The organism is Terriglobus roseus DSM 18391, assembly GCF_000265425.1.
In the GTDB taxonomy this organism is placed as follows: domain Bacteria; phylum Acidobacteriota; class Terriglobia; order Terriglobales; family Acidobacteriaceae; genus Terriglobus; species Terriglobus roseus.
The window spans coordinates 1,981,721-2,003,460 of sequence record NC_018014.1 but is presented as its reverse complement, the minus strand read 5'-3'; the positions used below and the strand labels follow the sequence as shown (position 1 = coordinate 2,003,460).

The window sequence follows — 21,740 nt, the reverse complement described above, 5'->3', positions numbered from 1 at the left end:
CCGCTACTGACCAACCATAGCGGAAAGCGAATCGATAAAGCTGGCTTCTTCGTTGAGGGACTGGACGAGAACTCCGAGTTGCTGGTTGGCTTCGTCATAGCGGCCCGCTTCGACGGCTTCGCGAACTCCTGGGAAGGTGCTTGCACCGTAGCCGGTGAAGGTGCCCGGTGCGTAGAGGAGATGCTTGGTCCACGGACGCCCGGGCAGACCGGCTTCGCTGATCAGCTTACGCTCGCTGAGGGCCAGGCCGTCGTTCAATGCCTTGCGCTTTGCGGGCGACATCATGGATGCCTTGCCTGCGATGGACTGATAACGCGTCGAGGCCGCGCTGAGCTTGGCCAGTGCTCCGTCGAGCGCGCTGAAGTCCATGTCAGGCGGCAGGGACAGCGCGGGTGGTGGCGCGACCGAGTTCTTCGGGTCGTTGGTGAGGGTATAGGCGCCGCTCTTCAGGGCGCGGGTGCGCGCCATTGAGGCCGCCTGCAAGGTCTTCACTTCCGATTTCAGGCTTGCGGCGTAGCCGTTGACCGTGAGCGAGAGTTCAGTGAAGTTGTATGGCATGACGTCGGCATCTGCGATGCGCATGACGATAACACCGGCGGTCTGGGCGAAGAGCTTGCCGTAGACCTCTTCCTTATCTGCGAACTGATCCCAGTGCCAGGGTGTGTCGTATGCCGAGTGGTAGGTGCCGCCACGATCCTCGCCGCCGAAGCCGATGTTGACGGAGGCGACGCCAAGGTGATCGATGAAGCCTGCGAAGTCGGATCCGCTGCCTGCCGGTCCGAACTCGATGGTGGCGCGCTCCGTTGCGCCTTCACGACTGGCTGCGCCACGTCCGCGACCGATGCTTTGCGCGGCCTTCTGGCGCTCCCAGACGGTCTTGCCGGTTTCGGGATCCGTCATCTCATGGGCGACGTCGTTCACCATGAGTTCTAGGCTTTGCGAGCCGCTGCCGCCGAAGTAGCCGCGGCCGTTTTCGTCGCTGTTGATGTAGACGGCGCCGTGCTTGGTGAGCTGGTCCGCGTGCATCTCGGCCCATTCTGTTGAACCGAGGAGTCCTGGCTCTTCACCATCCCATGCGGCATAGACGAGTGTGCGCTTGGGCGACCAGCCCTGCTTGTGCAGTTCGCCCAAGGCACGCGCTTCTTCGAGGAGTGCGGACTGGCCGCTGACGGGGTCGTCGGCACCGTTGACCCAGCCGTCGTAGTGGTTGCCGCGGACGACCCATGTCTCGGGCTCTTCACTGCCCTTCATGGTGGCGATGACGTCGAGGACAGGCTTTGTACCCCATTCCGATTCGATCTTCAGGTGGACTTTGGCGGCGCCGGGACCGAAGCGGTAGGTCATGGGCAGGCCGCCCCGCCATGAGACAGGAACGGTGCGACCGCCGAGCTGCTCGAGCAGCGGCTTCGCATCACCCCAAGAGATGGGGATGGTCGGGATCTGCATGATGGTCTTGCTGGCCTTGATGTCGAGGCGCTTCGTGCCGGGGATGGAGGGTTCGCCGGGCGTGAGCGGGTCTCCTGCGTAGAGCGTGGTGTCTGCTACGGAGCCGCGCTGCACGCCCCACTCCGGACGCATGGGGCCAGCGGGTATTGTGCCGCCCTGGCCGTAACCGTCATCCGCAGGATCGGAGTAGATGATGCATCCGATGGCGCCGTGCTCATAGGCAAGCTTCGGCTTCAGACCGCGCCAGCCGCCGCCGTAGCGCGTGATGACGATGGCACCCTTGACGCTGATGCCGTTGCGCTCCAGCTCTTCGTAGTCGCCCGGCAGACCGAAGTTTGCGTAGACCAGCGGGCCGGTGACGTCGCCATCCATCGCGTAGATGTTGTAGGGCGGCATTGCGGGGCTCTTGTCCTGGGTGTAGGGATCTTCCGGGACGGGCGGCTCTTCGAGCTTTGCCTTATAGGGCTTGCTGCCGAGCAGCTCAAGAACGCGCACTTTCGGTGTGGGATAAAGCACGTCGAACTGTTCGATCTTTGCGTCCCAACCCCAGGACTTGTACTGCGAAACCATCCATTCGGCGTTGGCACGCTGAGCGAGGGAGCCGACGTTGTGTGGATGTGCGGCGAGCCGGTGCATGTTGTCGACGATGTTCTTTGCGGCGGGAATTGCCTGAAACTTCGTCTCCCACGTGCGTTCCGCGGCTTCGGTCTGCGGCGTGAAGCCGAGGATTGGCTTTGGCGCCTGCTGAGAAACAGCGGCGAGCGGCAGCAGAATTGCGAGGGAGGCGGCTACGGGCAGACGGACGAAACGGCGCATGAAAACTCCTGAACAGGATGGAGGCGAGCCTCTTCGATGGATGCAAGCTTCAACACGGGCAGCTGACTTAGGCGCGGCTCCGCCTGACATTGGTTGTGGGTGACACACCCAATGTATCAAGTGTTTCGGGATGACTCGACGGCGGTACTACTAGATGCTGAGCGGGGGTCCGAGGCGCTCGAGGCCGTACTGGGTCAGGACTGTGGCGTCGGTCGGGAGTTTTCCGGTCTTTCCGAACTCGCGGAAGAAGGCCTCCATGTTGCCGGCGGGCGTGAAGGCGACAATCAGTTTGCCGGGGGTGTCGCCTGTTTGAGCCCAGACGTGTGGCAGCTTGCGCGGCATCAGGACGGAATCGCCGGGATGCAGCGTGAGCTTCTGAGTTCCGATCTCCACGCGGAACTCCCCTTCCATTGCATAGAGCCATTCATCCTGCGCTGGATGCACGTGACGGAAGGGTCCACCCTTCTCCAGATTGTTGTGCTCCAGTATGAAGAGGCCACCATTCGTCTCAGCAGCGGTTGTCTTGAAAAGAATTTTGCTGAAGCCGAGAGTGTGCGCTTCCCCAAGGACGTCTGTGCCTGCCGAAACGGCATGCGCATCATTGGCGGCTGGTTTGGTCTGTGCCAGCATGAGCGCGGGTGCGGAAAGCATGCCCAACTTCACGAAGTTCCTTCGCTGCATCATCAACCTCCGGATGAAAGCCGCTGTCTTTGTGGCAACATCTTAGCTCTGATCTGAGCGGACCGATGTGATGTTTTTCTTAGCCTTTTCTTCTGTGAATAGTTGCCATCGCAGAGGACCTCACCAAGGGCAAGCAGGGGGCAAAAAGCCAGCGCAGCGACCGGTGGGCCGCTGCGCCTGGCTTGTTATGCGATCCGTTACTGCTTTACTTCGTTGTTGCTGCGGTCGTTGTCTGGGACGCGGTGTTCCGGGTCGATGGTGACGGAGGCTACCTTCTTTGGGGAGGTGATGGCCATGTCGAAGGTGGCCTTCTGCATCCAGGTTTCGGCGGGCAGCTTTGTCTTCGTGGAGGTGCCGTCTTCGAACTTGACCTCGATCCACGTGGGGATGACGAGTTGGCCGTTCTGCACGATGGTGACGACGGAGCCCTTGGAGGGATCGGCTGCGTCGACCCACTTCAGGTTCTTCGCGGCCATGTCCATCGTCCAGTTGTTCTGGTACCAGCCGCGCCAGAAGTAGTCCAGGTCTTCTCCGCCCTCGCTTGCCATGGCACGGAAGAAGTCGCTGGGTGTGGGGTGTTTGAAGGCCCAGTCCTTGATGTATTTGCGGAAGGCGCGGTCGAAGACTTCGTGGCCCATGATCTCTTCGCGCAGGATGTAGAGGCCTTCTGCGGATTTGAAGTAGGTGATGGGGTGACGGTACTTCTCGCGGATGGCGTCTGCGCGGCTGAGCATCACAGGCGCTTCAGGATCAGCGATGATCTTTGCGATCTCGTCTGCGGGAAAGCCGCCGCCGGGTGCGTATTCGCCGTCACGCTTCGGTCCCCAGATGCCCTTCTGGAACTGATCGCTCTCGTAGATATCGATGAAGGTGTTGAAGCCCTCGTCCATCCATGCGTCGCGGCGCTCGTTGGACTGCACGATCATGGGGAACCAGGTGTGTCCGACTTCGTGCGCGGTGACGACGAAGAGTCCCTTGTTCTTCGAGTTGATGCCGTCGAAGACCATTGCGGGATACTCCATGCCGGAGGAGAAGCCGGCGACGTTCGTCATGACGGGCCAGGGGTAGCTGAACCAGTCGTGCGACATGTTTTCGATGGTGTCCTTGGCGTACTCGGTGGTGCGTCCCCAGCCCTCATCGCCGGCGGATTCCGCGGGGTAGAAGCTGAGGGAGAGCGCCGTCTTGCCACCAGGCAGGTTGATCTTTGCACCGTCCCATACGAAGCCCGCCGAGGCCGAGAAGACGGCATCGCGCGTGTGGTCCATGTGGTAGTGCCAGGTCAGCGTTCCGTCCTGCTTGGGCCGGCTGGCCGGATCCTTGATCTCGGCGACGGTGCGGATCATGACTGTTTTGTCGCTAGTGCGCGCCTGCGCGAGGCGGTCGATCTGCGCCTTGGTGAGGACGTCCTTCTCGTTGACGAGAACGCCGCTGCCTGCGACGAGCATGCTGGCAGGCACGGTGATGTAGTTATCGAAGTTACCGAACTCGGTGTAGAACTCGTTGCCGAGGAAGGGCTGGGTATCCCAACCGCGGATGTCGTCATAGACGCACATGCGGGGGTACCACTGGGCGATGTCGTAGATCTCGTAGCCGTCCTTCGACTTGCCGACGGAGGTGCGGCCTCCCCACTGGCCGGGAACCTTGTAGTGGTACTTGATGTGGACCTTAATCTGCGCGCCATGCGCCAGGCCTGCGGGCAGGTCGATGCGGGCGCGTGTGTCGCTGATGACGTACGTGGCTTTCTCGGCTTTGGCATTCTTGCCATTACCCATGAGTTCCATGGACTCGAAGACGGTGCCTTCGGATGACTGATCGGCTCCGGGACGGCGGCTGCCGCCGGCGAAGGTTCGCGCGCGGCTGTCGGTGCGATAGGTGTTTTGCTCCACCTGCAGCCACAGGCTGTTGAGCATGTCCGGGCTGTTGTTGGTGTAGGTGATGATCTCGTCGTTGGTAAGCGTCTGCGTCGCGGTGTCGATGGACGCGTGCATCTCGTAGTCTGCCTGGTTCGCCCAGAAGGCGGGTCCGGGCGCGCCGTTACCGCTGCGGTAGCTGTTGACTGCATCCGGCATAGCGAAGGGAGCAAAGGTCTTTAGTGGATCGTATGTGGCGGAGCGGCCACCGGTGTCCGGCAACTGCGGGCGCCGCTGCCCTGCGGGCGGCTGAGCTTTGCCCGGCAGGGGTGCGAATGTCACAGAAAGAGCAAAGGCGGCAGCGGCAAAAAGCACGCGGCGCACGGCACACGGGTGTGTCATGAAAAGCTCCTGAAGCAGAGGTGTGCCTCTACTACAACAGCTAGTCACCGACTCAGCAAGTGAACGCGTCCGATTTTATACGGAAGAGCTTACGCAGCAGCGACTTCGACCAGGCGGGGCGCGGTTTCGCGAGGCTTGGTCTCGTCATATTCGACGAGCGGCAGGCCCGCGTCGCGCCATCCTTCAAAGCCACCGCGGAGCGGACGGACGCGGTGCACACCGAGTTTCTGCAGACGTTGCGCGAGGGTACCGCTGGTCTCGTCGTTGGGGCATGTGCAGTAGAGGATCACGTCCGTATCGCGCGGCAGGAGGTCGCAGTGCTTCTCCAGCTCAATGGGGCTGATGCGTACGGCGCCGGGCAGCACGCGCGGGTCGGGCAGGTAGTCCAATGGATGGCGAAGATCCACGATGAAAGGGGCACGCGTATTGTTTGTTTCGGACGAGAGCAGCATCTCGTTCAGTTCCGGTCCGGTGATGCCGGCGTCGCGCAGGTTCTTGAGGAACTCGCGCTGTCTCCAGATGCGGCGAAGAACGAAGAAGACGATGGCTGCAGCGAACAGAAACACGCCAAAGCGCCCGAGGAAGTGGAAGAACGGGGAATAGCGTTCTGCGAGGTCACCGAAGAAGCGACCGCCGAAGACATAGGTCGAAGACCAGATGAGCGAGCCAACAAGATCGAAGAACAGGAAGCGGCCGTAGCTCATGCCAGTCTGTCCGGCGATGGGGGGCGCCACCGTCGAGAGTCCGGGGATGAACTTCGCGAAGAGCAGTGTCGTTGCGCCGTGCTTGCCGAAGGAGTTTTCGGTTTTCTTCACGCAGGCCGAGGCTTCCAGCGAGAGGCGGCAGACAAGCTTGACGACGCGTCCGCCGTAACGCACGCCAGCCATGTACCAGACCGAGTCGCCGACCAAGCACGCGAGAAGAATGGCCAGCATGGCCGGGACGGCGTGGATGCGATGCGTCGCCGTCAGCGTTCCCGCAGCAATCAGCAGCGGCACCGAAGGCACAGGCACGCCAAGCTGCTCTATCAGCACCCAAAGAAAGAGGATGCCGTAGGCGTAGTGCACGAAAAAGTCTAGGGCGATAGGCATAGCGAGGGGACTCTGCTCTGTAGATGAATTAGTAAATGGTTTCGCTTCATTTTGCGAGTCCTCTTTTGAGGTGTGCGCGACACTCACTGCCCGAAATCGTTCGATTCCTTGCCGAAGCGGTGCTAGGCTGGTGGCGGCGCGAAGGGCGCATCCGGTCCGCGGAGAGGACAGAAGTCCACCTTGTTTTTCTTAATCTAATACGAACTGACTTTCAGCCCCCTGCGTGCGGACCTGGGCAATGACGAAAGGAAGTTCCATGCCCGTACGCCGCCTCCCTGACTCCCCAAACCTTGATCATCTAAAGGCACAGGCGAAAGACCTGCGCCGAGACCACTCTGCCCGATCTGCCATGGCGGCGCAACGCTTGCGGGAGTTTCTCCCGCGATGCCGCCGGCTCAATGACGACGCGATCTTCGCAACGGCTCTTTCGCAGAGCGAAGCGCTGCTGGCCATCGCACGAGAGTACGGCTACCCGAGCTGGCCCCGCCTGAAAGCTCACGTGGAAGGCCCGTCCCCCATCGACCGTTGGAAGACCCCGCAGCACGAGCTGATTACAGACCCGACTTTCCGCCACGCCGTGGACCTGATCGATGCGGGGGACGCTGCCGGGTTGCGGGAGTGGCTGCGGATGCATTCCGCGTTGGTGCATCAACATGTCACGTTTGAGGGAGGCAACTACTTCCATTCTGCAACCCTGCTGAATTTCATCGCTGAGAATCCGGTACGTCACGGCAAGCTTCCCTCCAATATTGTGGAGGTCACGCTCGCCATCCTGGAAGCCAACCCCGATGCAGCGAGCCGAGATGAGACGCTTATGCTGGTCGCCACCGGTAGCGTGCCGCGTGAGTGCGGCGTTCAGGCGCAGCTCATCGCCTTGCTTTGCAGGCATGGTGCGAATCCCAATGGCGCCGCGAAGGCAGCCGCCGTTCTGATGGAAGATGCCTCCGTCGCGGAATTGGTGAAACACGGAGCAAAGATGACGCCCATCCTGGCAACGGCGCTCGGACTCCCGCTGGAGGACCTGACCGATGCCACCGCGGAAGATCTTCAGATTGCGTTGTCCGTCGCATCCCAGTCCGGCAGAGTGGACGCGGTGCTTGCGTTGCTGAAAGCCGGCGCGAATCCCAACGCCTACAACCCGCCGGGAGGACACGCTCACGCAACTCCACTGCATCAGGCCGCGGGTTTCGGGCATCTGGCGGCTGCTCGCGCGCTTGTCGAAGCCGGAGCTCGGCCGGACATGCGGGATGTTCTTTGGAATGCCACACCTTTGGAATGGGCGCGCCATGAAGGCAGGTTGGAAGTCGCACGATACCTGGAGATGGTCGGACAAGCGTGAGTGCATCGCAGCAAAAATGGCCCGCCCTAGTGGCGGGCCATTCGCATTCAGGTTGTAGTCCTAGCTGGCGTGGACCAGCGGCATGTCGACCAGGTGCTGCATGATGAACCACGCCTGCAGTTCGTTGGCGCGGAGCACGTCGGAGACTGCCAGATCGTTCGTACCGTCATCTCCGTTTTCATCGGCCTGCTTCGCGATGTCGCGGCACTCTTCAATGATGATCTTGTGCGCTTCCAGAAGGCGCGAGATCTGCACTGGAACCTCTTCCTTGCCGCGGGGAGGACGTGCGATACGCGTTACTTCTGCAACGTCGCCGCCCATGGCGATGGTGACGCCACCCAAGAGCTGAACGCGCTCGGCGATGGTGTCGACGATCTCAACCTGCTCTTCGAAGTGCTTATCGAACAGCAGATGTAGCTGGTAGAAGGTGGGTCCGGCAACCTGCCAGTGGTGCTTCTTGTACATGTCGCGCAGCGCGATGGAGTCAGCAAGCAACTGGTTCAGAGCCTTGCAGGACTTTGCGCGAACGTCAGCGCTAAGACCGAGCGGCAGATCCTGAGTGACCGTGCCGTACTTCTGAATCTCGTTCGCCTGCTCGTGCCAGTGCGGAGTGCTCATGTCCTTCGTATCGGGCTTCTTGATTGCAACTGCCATGATGATGTTCTCCTCGTTCTCTTACAGCATAGGATGCCTAGCGTTGCAGGCCGGTTACTCGTTTTCCACCTGCCGGATTAGGCCGTGGGAGCAATGGTTTCAGCGGCAGTTCCCTGCTGTTCGCCGGTTTGATCTGAGAGGGCCTCGGGCGGAGAGGGCATGGACGCCACTTCCTGCGCCGCCGATTCCGGAATGTAGGCGTCACGATCGCATTCTTCCGTGATGTGGCGAAGCTGCATGCCGATGTCCGGATGCAGCGCTTCCGGGTGGTAGCGCCACGTCCAGTTATTCTCGGGAGCACCGGGTGTATTCATACGGCCTTCCGGTCCCAGATGCAACAGGTCCTGCAACGGGATGATGCAGAGCGAGGCGACGGATCGTTGCGCACAGCGGATCATCGCCCAGACGACATCGTTTGGGTGAGCCAGCGGACCGAGGTAGGTAAGCAGGTTCTTGCGGTCGTCTTCGCCTGCGCTCATCCACCAGCCAAGCGTGGTGTCGTTGTCGTGGGTGCCGGTGTAGCAGACGGTGTTGCGGTCGTACTTATGCGGCAGATGGAGGTGCGCTCCGCGACCGGCAAAACCGAACTGAAGGACGCGCATTCCGGGCATGCTGAAATCGCAACGGAGCTTGTCGACCTTATCCGTGATGACGCCGAGGTCTTCTGCGATGAATGGCAGCGATCCACCGAGGGCGGACTTGAGGCGGTCGAAGAGCGCGAAGCCCGGTGCCTCGACCCATTCGCCGTTCATTGCGGTCTCTTCGTCGGCGGGAATGCGCCAGTAGGCTTCAAAGCCGCGGAAGTGATCGAGGCGCAGAAGGTCGTATAGCTCGAGCTGGCGTTTGACACGTTCCACCCACCAGTCGAAGCCGTGCTGTTCGAGGTAACGCCAGCGGTAGAGGGGGTTACCCCAGCGCTGGCCGGTCGCCGAGAAGTAATCCGGCGGCACACCCGAGACGGCGATGGGCTTGTACTGTTCGTCGAGATCGAAGATCTCCTTGTTTGCCCAGACATCGGCCGAATCGTAGGAGACGAAGATGGCCATGTCGCCCATGACGCGAATGTCGCGCGTGGTGCAGAAGGCGCGGAGAGCGGTCCACTGTTCCGTGAAGAAGAACTGGGTTGCGTACTCGATCTCGAGATCTTCCTTGTGTTCCGCGTCGAACTTCGCCAAAGCGTCGGCGTCATGCGCGGCGAGTTCTGTGGGCCACTCGTTCCAGTGCACGAAGTTGTTCTGACGGCGCAGGATGGTGAAGCGTGCGTAGTCCACGAGCCATGCCCGGCTTGCTTCGCGAAACTTCTCGAAGGCCTGGCACTGCTGGCTGTTGCTGCTCTGCAGGAACCGTTTCGCCGCGCGATGGATGAGGGGAATCTTCTCTGTAATGGCTCGAGCGAAGTCGACTGGCCCGTTTGCGCCGGCGAGGCCTTCGGCCTCTCCAGCGTAGAGCCATCCTGCCTTCTGGAGTTCTTCCAGGCTGATGAGAAGCGGATTGCCTGCGAAGGCGGATAACGCCGAGTATGGCGAGTTGCCATAGCCCACCGGATTTAAAGGCAGCACCTGCCACAGCCGCTGTTCGGCTTGCGCAAGATAGTCGACGAACGCATAAGCCGCAGGGCCAAAGTCACCGATTCCGCCGTTGGAAGGCAGCGAGGTGACGTGCAGGAGTACACCGGAGAGCCGTTCAGAGATCATGTCGATTGTGTGATGCGCAAAGATGATGTGGTGGCGCGGAGGTGCTGCGAGGAGTACAGGAAAAGAGAAAGGCCGGACGCATACGCGTCCGGCCTTTGGTCTGTTATGCAGCGTACGTTAGCTGCCCATGGGGATGGTAGGCGCTGTTGGCTTTGCCATGACGCGCACCGCACCCTTCTTGGTGTATTCGTCGATGAGCGTCTGCATATACACACCGAAGACTTCGCCACGCTGCTGTTCGAGCAGGGCTGTCCGCTGTGTGGTGAAGGACTTCGCGATCTCGTCGGCAGAGGGTTCCTGCTTTTCGACGATCTGAAGGACTTCGCCGTTCTGGCCGTTGTTGAGCGCTGTGCTGATGCCGCCCTTCGGCAGATCGAACGCGGCGGAGGCCGCACCACTCATTGCTCCCACTTCGGGAACATTGCCGGTGCGGTCGACGAGGTCCGACGACTTGACCGGGACGTTCATCTCGGCGGCTGCCTTGTGCAGGTCACCCAGCTGCTTCGCGCGGTCCGACAGCTTTACGAGTTTCGCCTGCAGCATCGCAGGCACCTGCTCGGTGCGGTAGTCCTCGAGGACGTGGTCCTTCCATTCGGCAAACTGCGGCGCGTGCGCGGGCTGGACGTCAGCCGTCTGGAAGACGACCATGGTTCCCTGGCCGGCAGGTGCGAAGCGAGGTGCGTCACCCTTCTTGCCGGTGAATGCTGCCTGCACCATCTGTGCGCTGTCCGGGATTGCGGACACCGTGTCAGTGCTGGTGATGTAATCGGTGGTTGATGCCTTCAGGCTGTGATCCGTCGCTGCCTTTTCGATGCCATTCTTGGCAGCGTCCTGAGCGATCTGCTGCGCGAGCGTGCCGAGTGCCTTGGAGCCGTTCTGCTGCTCGAGGATCGGACGGATCTCGCCGGCGACCTCAGACAGCGTCTTGTCGTGCGCTTCGTCGCGCGCTTCGGCGTTGATGATGTGGTAACCGAAGCTGGTCTTGACGAGATCAGAGGTTTCGCCGGCTTTCAGCTTCATGGCCGCCGCCTGGAACTCAGGCACCATGGCGCCATTTGCCTTTACGTAACCGAGCTCGCCGCCCGTGCCCTTGGAGCCCGGATCGTCGGAGTTGGCCTTCGCGAGAGCTGCGAAGTCGCCGCCTGCCTTGATCTTGTTCAGCAGGTCCTGCGCCTTCGCCTTGGCGGCTGCGTCGGTCGCGGGACTGGACGATGCGATGAGGATGTGGCGGACCTTCACCTGCTGGTCGACGTGGTAGTCGGCCTTGTGAGCGTTGTAATAGGCCTGCAGATCAGCATCGCTGACCTGCGGCTTACCGCCGGGCAGGTTTGCGAGGGTGATCGGGATGTAGGCGATCTTGCGCTTTTCGGGGACAGCTGTCGCGTAACGCGCGGCGTTCTTCTTGAAGAAGTTCTCAAGGTCGCTGTCAATCGGGTTGACAGTCTTCGCGATGTCCGCTGCGGAGATGAGCGCGTAGTCGAACTTGACCTTCACGCCCTGCTTGCGCACCAGTTCGCGAACGGCGTTGTCACTTACGGTGGCTCCTGCGGTGACGAACTGCTGCAGACGGCGCGTCGTGATCTCTTCCTTCACCTTGCCTTCGAACTCGGCAACGCTGGCGAACTGGAGCTGGTTGGTGATGAAGGCCTTGTACTTGTCGTCGCCGATGAACTTACCGTCGGGAAAGAAGAACTGGCCGAGCTGGCCGGTTTGCAGTTCCTGGCGGACGTCCGCGTCGGTGGCGGACAGGCCAAGGCGTGCTGCCTCGCGCGTCTCGATCGCCGACGCAACGAGGACCTGCTGGGCCTGCTGCTCAAAGCGCGGCATCAGGAACGGCAGGTACTGCGCCGGAAGATTCTGCCGCTGCGCCAGGGACTGCGCGAGCTGCGTGACTTCCGTCGTCTTGATGCTTGTGGTTTCGCCGAAGATACGGCCCAGCACACCGGGTGTGCGCACCGTGGCGTAGACGCCAGGGGTAGCACCACCGCCGGTCACACCGTCATACAGACCCGGAACGAGGTACAGCACCATGGAGAGCGTGGCCACGCCGATGATGACGGCGAAGATCGCCTTTGTTACACGGTTATCCTTTTGCAGAGCACGAATCATTGCTTTTGGCGGAGACCCTTCAGAGAACTCAGTGCGATCCAACGCGTGCGTGACACGCATGGCCTGCGCAAAGCGCGCAACCGTGCGAGCGCACAGAGCGCGGCGCTGCTTCCGAGTATAAATGAGCGGCGAAACGGCGAATGCAGAAAGGCCGCGGCAGATTCGCCGCGGCCCTCCGTCGAACGGATTTGAGGACTAGTACCAGTAGCCGCGACGGTAGTAGCCACGGCGATAGTACGGTGCGGGATAGGCGTAGATACCCACAGTTGCCGGGTAGGGCTGAACGTAGGGATAGGGAGCGGGAACGCCGCCACCAACATAGGCATTCGCCGGGCCTGCGTAGCCGCCGAGCCGCTGCATCTCGGCTTCAGAGACCGTCATGACCTGCACGGGTGTCGTGAGGCGGAAGTGCAGCAGGGCCTCTGGTGGCAGGTTCGCCTGTCCGCCGTTGGAAGCAGCCGATGCGCCGAGACCGGCCGCACCACCAACGCCTGCGCCGATGGCTGCGCCCGTGCCACGACCGATGGCGGCGCCGATCAGGGCGCCAACGCCAGCACCAACGATAGTGGAACCGATGGACTGCGCGGCCTTATCGCGACCGCTGACGAAAAATGGCTCGCTCTGCAGCGGAATCTGCTGGCCGCCGAGTTCGAGCATGTTGAGCGCGAGCGTCAGCTCGCCACGGCCCTTGAGTGCGCCGGCGCCTTTGGCATCGAGAACTGTGCCCTGTACGGTGGCTCCGCGGGGGATGGCTACGGCGCCACCCGCGACGATGTCGTTCGACACGAGTGCCGAGAAGCTGGAACCGGGTGCAGCGTCACCGCTGGAGATCCAGTGGTTGATGCGGACGGCGATGTCGGTTCCCGGAGGAATCACAACAGTCTGTCCGCCGGGCTGACCCTGGGGCGCTGCATATCCCTGCGGTGCGCCGTATCCCTGCTGGCCACCCTGCCGCGCTGCCATCTGGCGCTCATAGTCGCGGTGATATAGACGACCCGGCTGCTGCTGCGGGGTCGGATAGCCACCGTTGGCCTGCGGATCGCCATACTGCGGCGCTCCCTGCTGGGGATAGCCGCCCTGCGGATAGCCCTGCTGCGGCGGGTATCCCTGCTGGCCATATGCAGGCTGCTGCTGACCGTAGCCGGGTTGCTGCTGGGAGTACTGGGGCTGCCCCTGCGGATAGCCGGGCTGCTGCTGCGAGTATTGCGGCTGGCCCTGCGAAGCGCCGGCCTGTTGGGGGTCCTGGCTGCCCTCGTCCTGGAGCGCTGCCTGTCCCTGCTGGACTGCCTGCGCGTCGGGGCCCATGTTGCCGTTGTCGGCGTTGCCCTGCGGATTGCGCGCTACGATCTGACCGGCCTGCGCTGCGGGCATCGCCGCGCCGTTGGGCAGGCTGTTCCCGGTTGCAGGATCATTGTCCGCTTCCTGCGGCGCGCCGACCGTGAGCTGGTCGATGACCTTCTTCACACCCGCGGTGCGCGATGCGATCTGTTCCGCGGCGTCACGCGCGGCTTCGTCGCTGACCGAACCGGTGAGCGTAACGGTGCCGAAGACAGTAGAGGTATTGATGGGCTGATTCGCCAGCTTGCCGTCTGCGGCGAAGGCCTTCAGGACGTTTGCTTCCACCTGGGCGTCGCTCGGGCCCTTCTGGGCGGTCTGCGCGAAACCAGTCGCGGCCGGCGCAAGAAGAATTGCCGCAAGAGCGAGCGAACCGGCAAAGCGAGAAGAGACTGCAAGGGGGCGCGATCCAAACTTTGACTGCATCGTCGTGACTCCGTCGGGCCTCGGCCTCCGAACCGTTCGGTTCAGAAAGCTGGCCGGTTGATCGTGGCGGCCGGCCCGTACCTCATAAGACGCGATCTTGCGATGGAAGTTGTGGTTTTGCAGGGCGAAGATGCGGCGACAACCGTTGTCTAACCGACGCACCAGTCAGGTGCGTTCGGCGGTGACACGGAAGAGCACCTCGAGGATGCGTTGTGCCGCTTTCACACTTGCCCGGAAGTCGCCGGAGACTTTGGAGATACCGCCGTAGCGACTCCGATAGCCGACGGGGATCTCGGCGACGCGAAGCCCCTTCTGCAGGGCGCGGATCTGCATCTCGAGATTCCATCCGAAGGTCCGCTCGCGCATGCCGAGAGAGTCAAGCGAGGTACGCCGAATCGCGCGGAAGGCGCACATGTCTGTGTAGCAGTGCTTGCCGGGAAAACGGAGGCGCAGCAGCGTGCCGACCAACCATCCAGCAAAGATCTGTGAGGCGAGCATGGAACCCTTCGCGCGCCTGAGCGCATTGGGCCGCGGCCCCAGGCGTGTGCCGAGGACGAGGTCCTTTTCGCCACGTTCGATTGGCGCCAGCAGTTCGGGCATGTGCGCGGGGATGTCTGCACCGTCGCCGTCCAGAAAGATGAGGACATCGCTGGTGGGTAACGCAGCGGCGGCACCGTCCATGCAGGCAGCGCCGTAGCCGCGAGGCGCAGAGACGACGCGGGCTCCGGCGGCCGTCGCGATTGCTGCGGTGGCGTCGGTCGATCCATTGTCGACGACGATGCACTCGTCAATCAGGTGCCAGGGCATCTCGCTGACGACGAAGCCGATGGATTCCGCCTCGTTCAGCGCCGGAATGATTACAGAGACGCGCATGCTATGCCTTGCCCTCTTCCGTCACGGGCCATAGCCGGGCCAACGGCAGGACGCGGTGCAGCCAGCCTTCGTAGATTCCCTGCAGGATGGCGGCGATTGCGACCGCCCCGTACATCCACTTGCTGAGGAAGTACATCTTCGCGCCCGGCTCGGCCCACATGGTGGTGAAACCATAAAAGATGACGCAGAGGTACACGCCCATCGTAAAGCTGGGCCGCAAGACCACAAACGGGACCAGCCAGAGAACGTACCAGGGATAGTGCGGCGAGAACAAGATCATGAGCGCAAAGGCAAGTGCTGCGGCTGGGCGAAGGAACGCTGCGAGATCGGCACTCGCGCTCAAATGCCAGCACCACCAGAGGAGCGGTACGAAACAGAGGACGCAGAAAGCGTAGTAGGCAGCGGCCGGCAGATTTTCGAGGCCGGGAATGTGATGCGCGAGTTCCAACAAGAAGTAACGTGAACCTGTGCTAATTCCCTCTTCCTGCACGTAGCCGCCCGCGAATCCGAAGACTCGCTTTCCTACGGAAAGGTAAGGCAAGTAGCTAGCGACGATCACTCCCAAGACAGTAAGCGGCATGCGCCAGTCACGACGCCGCCAGAGCGCCGGTAACAGGAGCAGTGGATAGAACTTTGTCATCACTGCCGCGCCCAGCGCCAGCCCGGTCAGCACCGGCTGATTCCGCATGCGGAAGAGCAAAGCAAGTGCAAGCAGAGCGGTGAGAAAGCCGTCGAGGTGGCCGCTGGAACCAACCTCCCAGATAAGCAGAGGACTCCATGCATAAAGGAGTACCTGCTCCCGCCGCAGGCCGAGGAGGACCAGCATGCGGATGAGCGTGAAGACCGTGACGGCCTCCGCTGCATACAGGGTCAGCTTCATGGCTGTCAGACTGGCTGCAAAGGTGGTGGCCACGAAGTAGAACATCTGCGCCACGGGTGGGTAGATGGTGACCGCGTACTCTTTGCGGTTAATGTGCGGATAGATTGCGTTATCGCGAAAGGCTGCGATGTGTGGATCGGCCGGAAAGTAACGGTAGGGGTTGATGCCGTGGTGTTGCATCATGCCGTCCCAGACATACCGGTAGATATCGCTGGAGAGATGCGGCCGCGGCATCAGGAAGACCAGTCGGCAGAGCGCGGCGAAGACGAGAATGATGGGCAGCGTCGCCCGGTCGACGGGTTGACGCGTCACAAGCAGCGCCGCGCCGAGGAATGTGACCAAGGCTGCGAGCGAAGTCTCGGAGTAGTCGAAGAGGATGTGGTCCATCTGGCCTGCCAGGTGACGCGAGAGGCCGAGCAGCAGGCACCCGAGAACGATGAGTCCGAGATTGGTTCCCAGCGCAGTCGCTGGCAACGCTGCGCCGCGCTTGGCTACCGCTTTCAACCGGCCGTCTGCCATGGCTGCAATCCGCCCTCGGCCAGCGCCTGAAGAAATTCCCGTGTACGGATGGCATCGAAACCATCCATCGCCGCGAACGGCGGCCGCTTCCCTTCCAGCAGCTCCGCAGCCAAAACGCGCAGCGTCGCACCGTCATCCACGTCGTACCAGAGAGGCAGCTCCACCAGTTCCAGGCCTGCCTCTGCGGCACGCTCGACGGTCTCAGCGAAGACTGATCCTGTGCTCCACGTGATGCGCTCGAAGACCACGGCATGCGCAGCCTTAAGACCGATCAAATAGTAGCCGCCGTCGTCCGAGCCGCCGAGAACGACACGGTCGCCGGGCTTAGCGAGTGCCTCAACGGCCTGCTGCAACGCGGCGTGAGGAATCGTCGGACTATCGGAGTCGATGAGGCACACGGAATCAAAGCCGCAGGCCAGCAGATCGGTAGCAGCAAGATGGAGACGTTCGCCGAAGCCGTCGCCACGCTGCGAGATGAGCGCGAAACCTTCCGGAGCGAGGCCGTCGAACATCGCCTCATCGCCCACCGGGGTGTAGCAGATGATGCCCTGCGCGCCGTCGACCTGGCCGATGTTTGCGAAGGTATCGCGGAGGAAACAGGTGTTGAGAGCTGCCGATTGCTCCAATGTGAGCGGTGGAGCCAAGCGGGTCTTCACCTTACCGGGGCGGGGTGCTTTTGCCATGACGGCGAGGGCGCACTTCCCGGCGTTGGAGGCAGAGGGATGTTCTGGAGAAAGGATCGGGTACTGATCAGGCAACGGCGAACTCCGCCGTGTCGGCCGTACTGGAGGCTTCCGTAGCCATGGGCTTGGTGCACACGCCGAATTGATAGCGGCCGCGACGGGTAATCTGCACCTCAGCCCAGGGTTCTGTGTGGAGCAGCGCGTCGAACTCAGTTGCGGACATCGTCTTCACCTTGTGCGGCTCAGTGTACGGCACTCGCCCGAAGGATGTAAGTTTCGCCAGCAGCCACATTGCGGAAAGCGGTAGTTGCGTGCGCATGGCACTGACAGGCTCTGCGATAAAGCATCGGCCGCCCGGACGCAGGACACGGAAGATCTCTCGCAGGACGTCTTCGCGGTTCGGCACGATCAGAAAGAGTCGCGAGACGACGATGTCGTGCACGGGCTCCATCGCCGCAGGCAGTGCGTGGACGTCGGCGTTGTAGAAGGCGCAGTTCGTCAGGCGCTTGCGTGCGGCGCGTTGACGCGCACGCGTCAGCAGGTTGTGAGAAAGGTCGACGCCGGTAGAACGCATCTCCGGAAACTTTTCCGCGAAACGGCAGGCGTAAAAGCCCGGGCCACAACCAAGCTCGACCAGGTGGGTACCCGCCTTGGGATCACGACCGTCCCAGAGCGCTTCGCGAATCTCGTCGGAGTGGTCGTGGAAGAGATGCTCTCTGCAAAGGGCGTAAAACCAGCTGTAACGTTCAAAAAGGCTGTCGGAAAGACAACAACCACCGAATCCGTCTGCTGCCTGCTGCTCGCTCGCCATACCGTTACCCCTCTTTGCGGTTAGGCGGCCAAGCCGCGTGGATCGGTGATCTGCGCTCACGCAGACCGGAGGGGGGTCTAAGCCGATGCCTCGAAGCATACCCGCCTCGTCCAGCAGGTCGCAACGGAAAGCGGCACATCTAGGAAGAAAGATGCGTGCATTGCGCTCTCACGTTGACTTGCACTATTAAGTTGTCGGTGTTGTGAAAACAAATTCATTTGATGTCTGCTCGAATGGCGTCGTCCAGCTCGATACGATTCTTCGACAGCAAGTCGCCCAAGGCGCGGTCGAGCGCCATCTGTGCCTTCATCCAATTGGACCGGGCGGCCACTTCGGTCGACCGCGCCTGTGCCAGGTAGGCCTGATCCTGAATGATCATGAAGTTGGTGCTGGCACCAACGGCGAACTTATCAATCTCTGCGGTAAGTAGCTGCTGCTGGTAGTCGCGGCTCTCTACGGCAGCGGTATAGGCCTCATGTGCGTTCTCCAGAGCGACACTGGCGTTCTCAATCTGCTGCCGGATGTCGTTCTCCAGTTTTGCAGTACGCCCCTGGGCGCGACGCAATTGAATCTGATCCCTGGCGGCGTCGGCCTGGGCGATACGATTTCTCAGCGGCAGATTCAATTGGATGCCGGCCTGATAGATCGTTGACAGCCGGAGCCCGCCTGTCGTCAGTGCGGTCGGCACCTGCACGACACCTGTGCCGGCTGATCCGAGGTTCTGGTAGGGCACCAGTGACGAGCCTCGCGCTTGCACGTTCGCGTAGAGATTTAGGAGTGGTTTGACTGCGTTGCCTGTTCCCCGCGCGGACACCTCGTTGGCAGCGACCTGCAGACCGGCCTGCGCAAGGTCGGGCCGGTTCGCCAGTGCGTCAGCCGTAAGGGCGCTGACGTCCAATTGCGGCGCAGCATCTGGAACAGTGATGCGATCGGTCGCGACAATCGACATCACCTGCACACCGGGGTCCGCCATGTTGCGGACGAGTTGCTGCCGGAGGATCACCTCCTGCTGGCGGTATTGACCGCGCGCCTGGATGAGATCGAGTCGGCTTGAGGACACCAGCGCCTGCGCCCGTGTCAGCTCTACCGGAGCGAGAGTGCCTTCAGAGACTTGATTGCGATCGTCCTGGAGCAGACGTTGCGCGGCGGCAAGCGACTGTTCTTTCACGCCGATGTTTTCGCCCAGCGAGACCAGGTCATAGTACAGGCGCGAGACGCCATAGACCGTCTCGAGCACCTGCTGTTCGAAGAGCAGGCGTGACACCTTCTGATTGATCTGTGCGATGCGGACGAAGCGCAGGTTGACCGCGCGTCCACGTCCGCGCAGCAGCGGTTGCGTTACCGTGACGGACGTACTCGGCGACTTGAACGGGTTGTACTGCGACTGCGGTCCATAAAGGACGGAGGGAGCGTTGTCGACGAACGCTTCAATCTGGGTGCCGGGTGAGAAGCCCTGCTGATAGTCGAGCCCCCCGCTCAGGAACGAGAGTGGACCGGTGTTGGACGTGGACCCGGTCGTTGCGGTTTCGATCAACGATGTCTGGTTCGAGCGCCGGAGATAGCCGAGTTCGCCGATCAACGTTGGATCGAAGATGGGGATGGGCGGACCCTGCGCGTAGGTGTCGGTGCCGCTTTCGCTGAGGGATTGCTGGGTTGTGCTGCCGGTCTGCGTTACCTGCGAGAGATCGGTGATGGAGGCGTTGGTGGGCGACCCGTTCTGCGTGGTCGTTGTGATCAAAAACGGGGTGGTTGCTGCGCCAACTCCTGGAGCGGTCTGCGTCACCGTGTAGTCCAGGCCACGGAGCGTGCCGCCACCCTTTGCTCTTGTAATGTCTGTCTCTGCGAGTCCAAGGCTGTACCGGCCAACCTCGACATCCAGGTTGTTTTCGATCGCCAGTGCCAGCGCATCATGCAGTGAAAGGTAGAGCTTGCCGTCGCGCACCAAGGATGAAAGACGAGAGGTGTCACCCGCCGGCAGTGCCGCGACACGTGCAGGATGGTAGGCGCCGACGACGTTGAAGAGGCCAGTCCTAAGTGAGGAAGGTGTCTCTGCCTGTGGCTTTGTAACAGTCGACTGCGCTCGCTGCTGCGTTGCTGAGAGCTGCGCGGATTGAACGGGCTGCACACTGAGCGGCTTCACATCCCGCAGGTCGATGGTGCTGCCGTCGGGTTGCGGCAGCGGTGCATCGGGCGTTGCGGAAGGCTGCTGGGATTCGGTTGCTGCCAGACCGGACGACGCAGGAACTGGCGACAGTGCAGGCTGCGGCGCCGTGTACGGAGGCGGCTGTGGACTTTGCGAGGCAGGCGGCCGCTGTTGTGCCGTTGCAATGATGCTGACGGCAAGGCTGCTGACGCAGGCTGTGCGTGCGAGGGCGATTATGGCCGAGATAGCGATTCGGGTTGGGATGACGGGTTTCACTTGCTGCTCTTATCCTGCGACTGCTTGCCGCCGCTGCCCTGCTGGCCACCGCCTGTACCGCCGCCCTTTTTGCCTTGGTCGTTCGTGCTCTCAGACTTTTGGTTCACGATGGACTGATCCCCGTATTCATTTGGACCTGCGTTGGGGACTTGATTGGTTTGCTGACCGCCCTTGCCGCTTGCGTCCTCTCCGTTCTCGCCGGATTGCTGCAATGGCCGAACTTTCGCACCCTGCCGTACGCCGTCGGTCACGGTGGTGATGACATGGTCTCCTTCATGGAGACCAGTGAGGATTTCGACCGATGGGCCGTAGTCGCGGCCGATTTCGACCGGAACCATCTGCACCTTCATGTCACGGACGATGGCAACCATGGTGCGATCCTGGCGGACGACGATCGCATCACCAGGTACCGTGAGTGGTGGTGTGCCACGTACTTGTACGAACGTAACGACCGTGTACATGCCGGGATTCAAGCGGCCGTCGTGGTTATCGAGGTCCACTTCGGCGAGCATGGTTCGTGTGTTCGCATCAATGGAGTGCGTACTGCGCGTGACGGTGCCATAGATTGGCTTGCCGGTGCGCTCCTGCAGGAAGACCTGCGCCTGCATGCCGGCGACGATGCTGGTGGCGTAGCCCTCGGGGACAGCGACGAGAATGCGTAGCTTATCAACTTGCGCGACCGCGAAGAGCGCGCCTCCGCTGGACTGCCCCGTGGAAGGTGTCGCGGTGCTGCTGCCGTTGCCGCTGGCGCCGCTGGTGTTGGAACTGCTTGCGCCAGCAGAACCACCATTCCCGGAGTTCGACGAGTTCATCGGCGGCGGTGTAGAACTGCCACCCGCACCGACGAGCGCGCCGATGTCGGTATTGCGCTGCGTCACGACACCGTCGAAGGGGGCGGTCACTCGCTCATAGCTTTGCAGGGCGATGGCGCGATTGAGGTTTGCGCGGAAGCTTTCGACGTTGCGTTGCGCAGAGGCCACGAGGGCAAGCTGGGCGCGATAGTCGGTCTCGCGCTGATCGCCGTCCTGTCGTGAGAAAACACCTTTCGCCACCAAGGTACGCCAGCGTTCCCAGGTCACTCGCTTCAGGTCGAGTTGCGCCTGCTGCTGCGCCTCATCGGCCTCCGCCTGATGTAGTTGCTGTCGCGCCATTTCTACGTTCTGGTCAAGATCGGGCGCGTCGATGACGCCGAGGAGTTGGCCCTTTTTCACGTGGTCGCCAATGTCGACGAAGCGCTTCTTCAAGTAACCGTTGGCGCGTGCGTAGATATAGGCCTCAGTCATTGGTGCAGTAGTTCCCGGTACGGTGAGCTGGCCCGGTTTGCTGCTGCGTTTCACTTCAAGAACAGGGACCTGCGGCTCATCCTGTTCCCGCTCACGCGCAGCGGCCGCTGCCTTCTTCGCTTCGGCTCGATGCGGCAGATAGCCGATGAGGAAGATGAGCAGCATGACGACGATTCCAATGCCAATCCATAGGAGGATCTTGCCCCAGCTGCGATGCTGCGCGCGGTGCTTCCGATCGTGCTCCTGCTGTACTTCGCGGTCGTGCTGCACGCTGACATGGCGCTTATGCGCGGCCTGGCGGGCCAGCGACTCTTCACGCTCCCACTCATCGCGCGTCATCCGGCGGTCAGGGTCTTCCTGAACGGCGCGGAGACGTTCGTCTTCGGGATATACGCGTTGCTGCAGGTCGTCGCTCATAGTCCTTATGCC

General features: G+C 61.8%; 15 protein-coding genes. 1 reads left to right on the top strand and 14 read right to left on the bottom strand.

The genetic code is table 11. The features are described from left to right. Positions 1 to 3: 3 nt before the first annotated feature. From TERRO_RS08375 to TERRO_RS08360, 4 genes are all read right to left on the bottom strand, one after another. Positions 4 to 2,262, bottom strand: coding sequence for a transferrin receptor-like dimerization domain-containing protein (locus tag TERRO_RS08375; RefSeq protein WP_014785572.1), 2,259 nt, complete (start codon positions 2,260 to 2,262; stop codon positions 4 to 6). 150 nt (positions 2,263 to 2,412) lie between these two features. Continuing rightward, the gene (locus TERRO_RS08370) at positions 2,413 to 2,946 is read right to left on the bottom strand and encodes a cupin domain-containing protein (protein ID WP_041592518.1); all 534 of its coding nucleotides are present in this window, start codon (positions 2,944 to 2,946) and stop codon (positions 2,413 to 2,415) included. A gap of 194 nt (positions 2,947 to 3,140) precedes the next feature. Next, positions 3,141 to 5,195, bottom strand: coding sequence for a M1 family metallopeptidase (locus TERRO_RS08365; protein ID WP_014785570.1), 2,055 nt, complete (start codon positions 5,193 to 5,195; stop codon positions 3,141 to 3,143). 89 nt (positions 5,196 to 5,284) lie between these two features. Further along, entirely contained in the window at positions 5,285 to 6,286 is a 1,002-nt protein-coding gene (locus TERRO_RS08360) for a VTT domain-containing protein (protein ID WP_014785569.1), read from the bottom strand. 256 nt (positions 6,287 to 6,542) lie between these two features. On the opposite strand from TERRO_RS08360, the gene TERRO_RS21965 reads away from it, so the two are divergent. Continuing rightward, positions 6,543 to 7,625 carry an ankyrin repeat domain-containing protein gene (locus TERRO_RS21965; RefSeq protein ID WP_014785568.1) on the top strand — a complete coding sequence of 361 codons (1,083 nt, stop codon included), beginning with the start codon at positions 6,543 to 6,545 and terminating at the stop codon, positions 7,623 to 7,625. A 60-nt stretch (positions 7,626 to 7,685) separates the two neighbouring features. On the opposite strand, the gene TERRO_RS08350 is transcribed toward TERRO_RS21965, so the two are convergent. The 10 genes from TERRO_RS08350 to TERRO_RS08305 form a co-directional block, all read right to left on the bottom strand. Then, positions 7,686 to 8,279, bottom strand: coding sequence for a Dps family protein (locus tag TERRO_RS08350; protein ID WP_014785567.1), 594 nt, complete (start codon positions 8,277 to 8,279; stop codon positions 7,686 to 7,688). 77 nt (positions 8,280 to 8,356) lie between these two features. Next, positions 8,357 to 9,973 carry a 4-alpha-glucanotransferase gene (malQ, locus tag TERRO_RS08345; protein ID WP_014785566.1) on the bottom strand — a complete coding sequence of 539 codons (1,617 nt, stop codon included), beginning with the start codon at positions 9,971 to 9,973 and terminating at the stop codon, positions 8,357 to 8,359. A gap of 117 nt (positions 9,974 to 10,090) precedes the next feature. Further along, positions 10,091 to 12,082 carry a peptidylprolyl isomerase gene (locus TERRO_RS08340; protein WP_014785565.1) on the bottom strand — a complete coding sequence of 664 codons (1,992 nt, stop codon included), beginning with the start codon at positions 12,080 to 12,082 and terminating at the stop codon, positions 10,091 to 10,093. A gap of 195 nt (positions 12,083 to 12,277) precedes the next feature. After that, complete coding sequence (locus tag TERRO_RS08335) at positions 12,278 to 13,843, bottom strand: BON domain-containing protein (protein WP_014785564.1); 1,566 nt, start codon at positions 13,841 to 13,843, stop codon at positions 12,278 to 12,280. 165 nt (positions 13,844 to 14,008) lie between these two features. Beyond that, positions 14,009 to 14,716 carry a glycosyltransferase family 2 protein gene (locus TERRO_RS08330; RefSeq protein ID WP_014785563.1) on the bottom strand — a complete coding sequence of 236 codons (708 nt, stop codon included), beginning with the start codon at positions 14,714 to 14,716 and terminating at the stop codon, positions 14,009 to 14,011. 1 nt (position 14,717) lies between these two features. Next, complete coding sequence (locus tag TERRO_RS08325) at positions 14,718 to 16,115, bottom strand: glycosyltransferase family 87 protein (RefSeq protein ID WP_014785562.1); 1,398 nt, start codon at positions 16,113 to 16,115, stop codon at positions 14,718 to 14,720. Next, positions 16,097 to 16,798, bottom strand: coding sequence for a TIGR04282 family arsenosugar biosynthesis glycosyltransferase (locus TERRO_RS08320; RefSeq protein WP_157178601.1), 702 nt, complete (start codon positions 16,796 to 16,798; stop codon positions 16,097 to 16,099). Before TERRO_RS08320 ends, TERRO_RS08325 begins: the two co-directional genes overlap by 19 nt. A gap of 67 nt (positions 16,799 to 16,865) precedes the next feature. After that, positions 16,866 to 17,609 carry a class I SAM-dependent methyltransferase gene (locus tag TERRO_RS08315; protein ID WP_014785560.1) on the bottom strand — a complete coding sequence of 248 codons (744 nt, stop codon included), beginning with the start codon at positions 17,607 to 17,609 and terminating at the stop codon, positions 16,866 to 16,868. A gap of 214 nt (positions 17,610 to 17,823) precedes the next feature. After that, positions 17,824 to 20,028 carry a TolC family protein gene (locus TERRO_RS08310; protein ID WP_014785559.1) on the bottom strand — a complete coding sequence of 735 codons (2,205 nt, stop codon included), beginning with the start codon at positions 20,026 to 20,028 and terminating at the stop codon, positions 17,824 to 17,826. After that, on the bottom strand, positions 20,025 to 21,728 hold the full coding sequence (locus tag TERRO_RS08305; protein WP_014785558.1) for an efflux RND transporter periplasmic adaptor subunit: 1,704 nt from the start codon (positions 21,726 to 21,728) through the stop codon (positions 20,025 to 20,027). The genes TERRO_RS08310 and TERRO_RS08305 overlap by 4 nt, the downstream gene beginning before the upstream one ends. Between the last annotated feature and the right edge of the window lie 12 nt (positions 21,729 to 21,740).

Coding starts and splice junctions, on each gene's coding strand:
- TERRO_RS08360 (WP_014785569.1), bottom strand. CDS start 6,286: ATGCCTATCGCCCTAGACTTTTTCGTGCACTACGCCTACGGCATCCTC.
- malQ (WP_014785566.1), bottom strand. CDS start 9,973: ATGATCTCTGAACGGCTCTCCGGTGTACTCCTGCACGTCACCTCGCTG.
- TERRO_RS08365 (WP_014785570.1), bottom strand. CDS start 5,195: ATGACACACCCGTGTGCCGTGCGCCGCGTGCTTTTTGCCGCTGCCGCC.
- TERRO_RS08315 (WP_014785560.1), bottom strand. CDS start 17,609: ATGGCGAGCGAGCAGCAGGCAGCAGACGGATTCGGTGGTTGTTGTCTT.
- TERRO_RS08305 (WP_014785558.1), bottom strand. CDS start 21,728: ATGAGCGACGACCTGCAGCAACGCGTATATCCCGAAGACGAACGTCTC.
- TERRO_RS08375 (WP_014785572.1), bottom strand. CDS start 2,262: ATGCGCCGTTTCGTCCGTCTGCCCGTAGCCGCCTCCCTCGCAATTCTG.
- TERRO_RS08330 (WP_014785563.1), bottom strand. CDS start 14,716: ATGCGCGTCTCTGTAATCATTCCGGCGCTGAACGAGGCGGAATCCATC.
- TERRO_RS08340 (WP_014785565.1), bottom strand. CDS start 12,082: ATGATTCGTGCTCTGCAAAAGGATAACCGTGTAACAAAGGCGATCTTC.
- TERRO_RS08325 (WP_014785562.1), bottom strand. CDS start 16,115: ATGGCAGACGGCCGGTTGAAAGCGGTAGCCAAGCGCGGCGCAGCGTTG.
- TERRO_RS08350 (WP_014785567.1), bottom strand. CDS start 8,279: ATGGCAGTTGCAATCAAGAAGCCCGATACGAAGGACATGAGCACTCCG.
- TERRO_RS08335 (WP_014785564.1), bottom strand. CDS start 13,843: ATGCAGTCAAAGTTTGGATCGCGCCCCCTTGCAGTCTCTTCTCGCTTT.
- TERRO_RS21965 (WP_014785568.1), top strand. CDS start 6,543: ATGCCCGTACGCCGCCTCCCTGACTCCCCAAACCTTGATCATCTAAAG.
- TERRO_RS08370 (WP_041592518.1), bottom strand. CDS start 2,946: ATGATGCAGCGAAGGAACTTCGTGAAGTTGGGCATGCTTTCCGCACCC.
- TERRO_RS08320 (WP_157178601.1), bottom strand. CDS start 16,798: ATGGCAAAAGCACCCCGCCCCGGTAAGGTGAAGACCCGCTTGGCTCCA.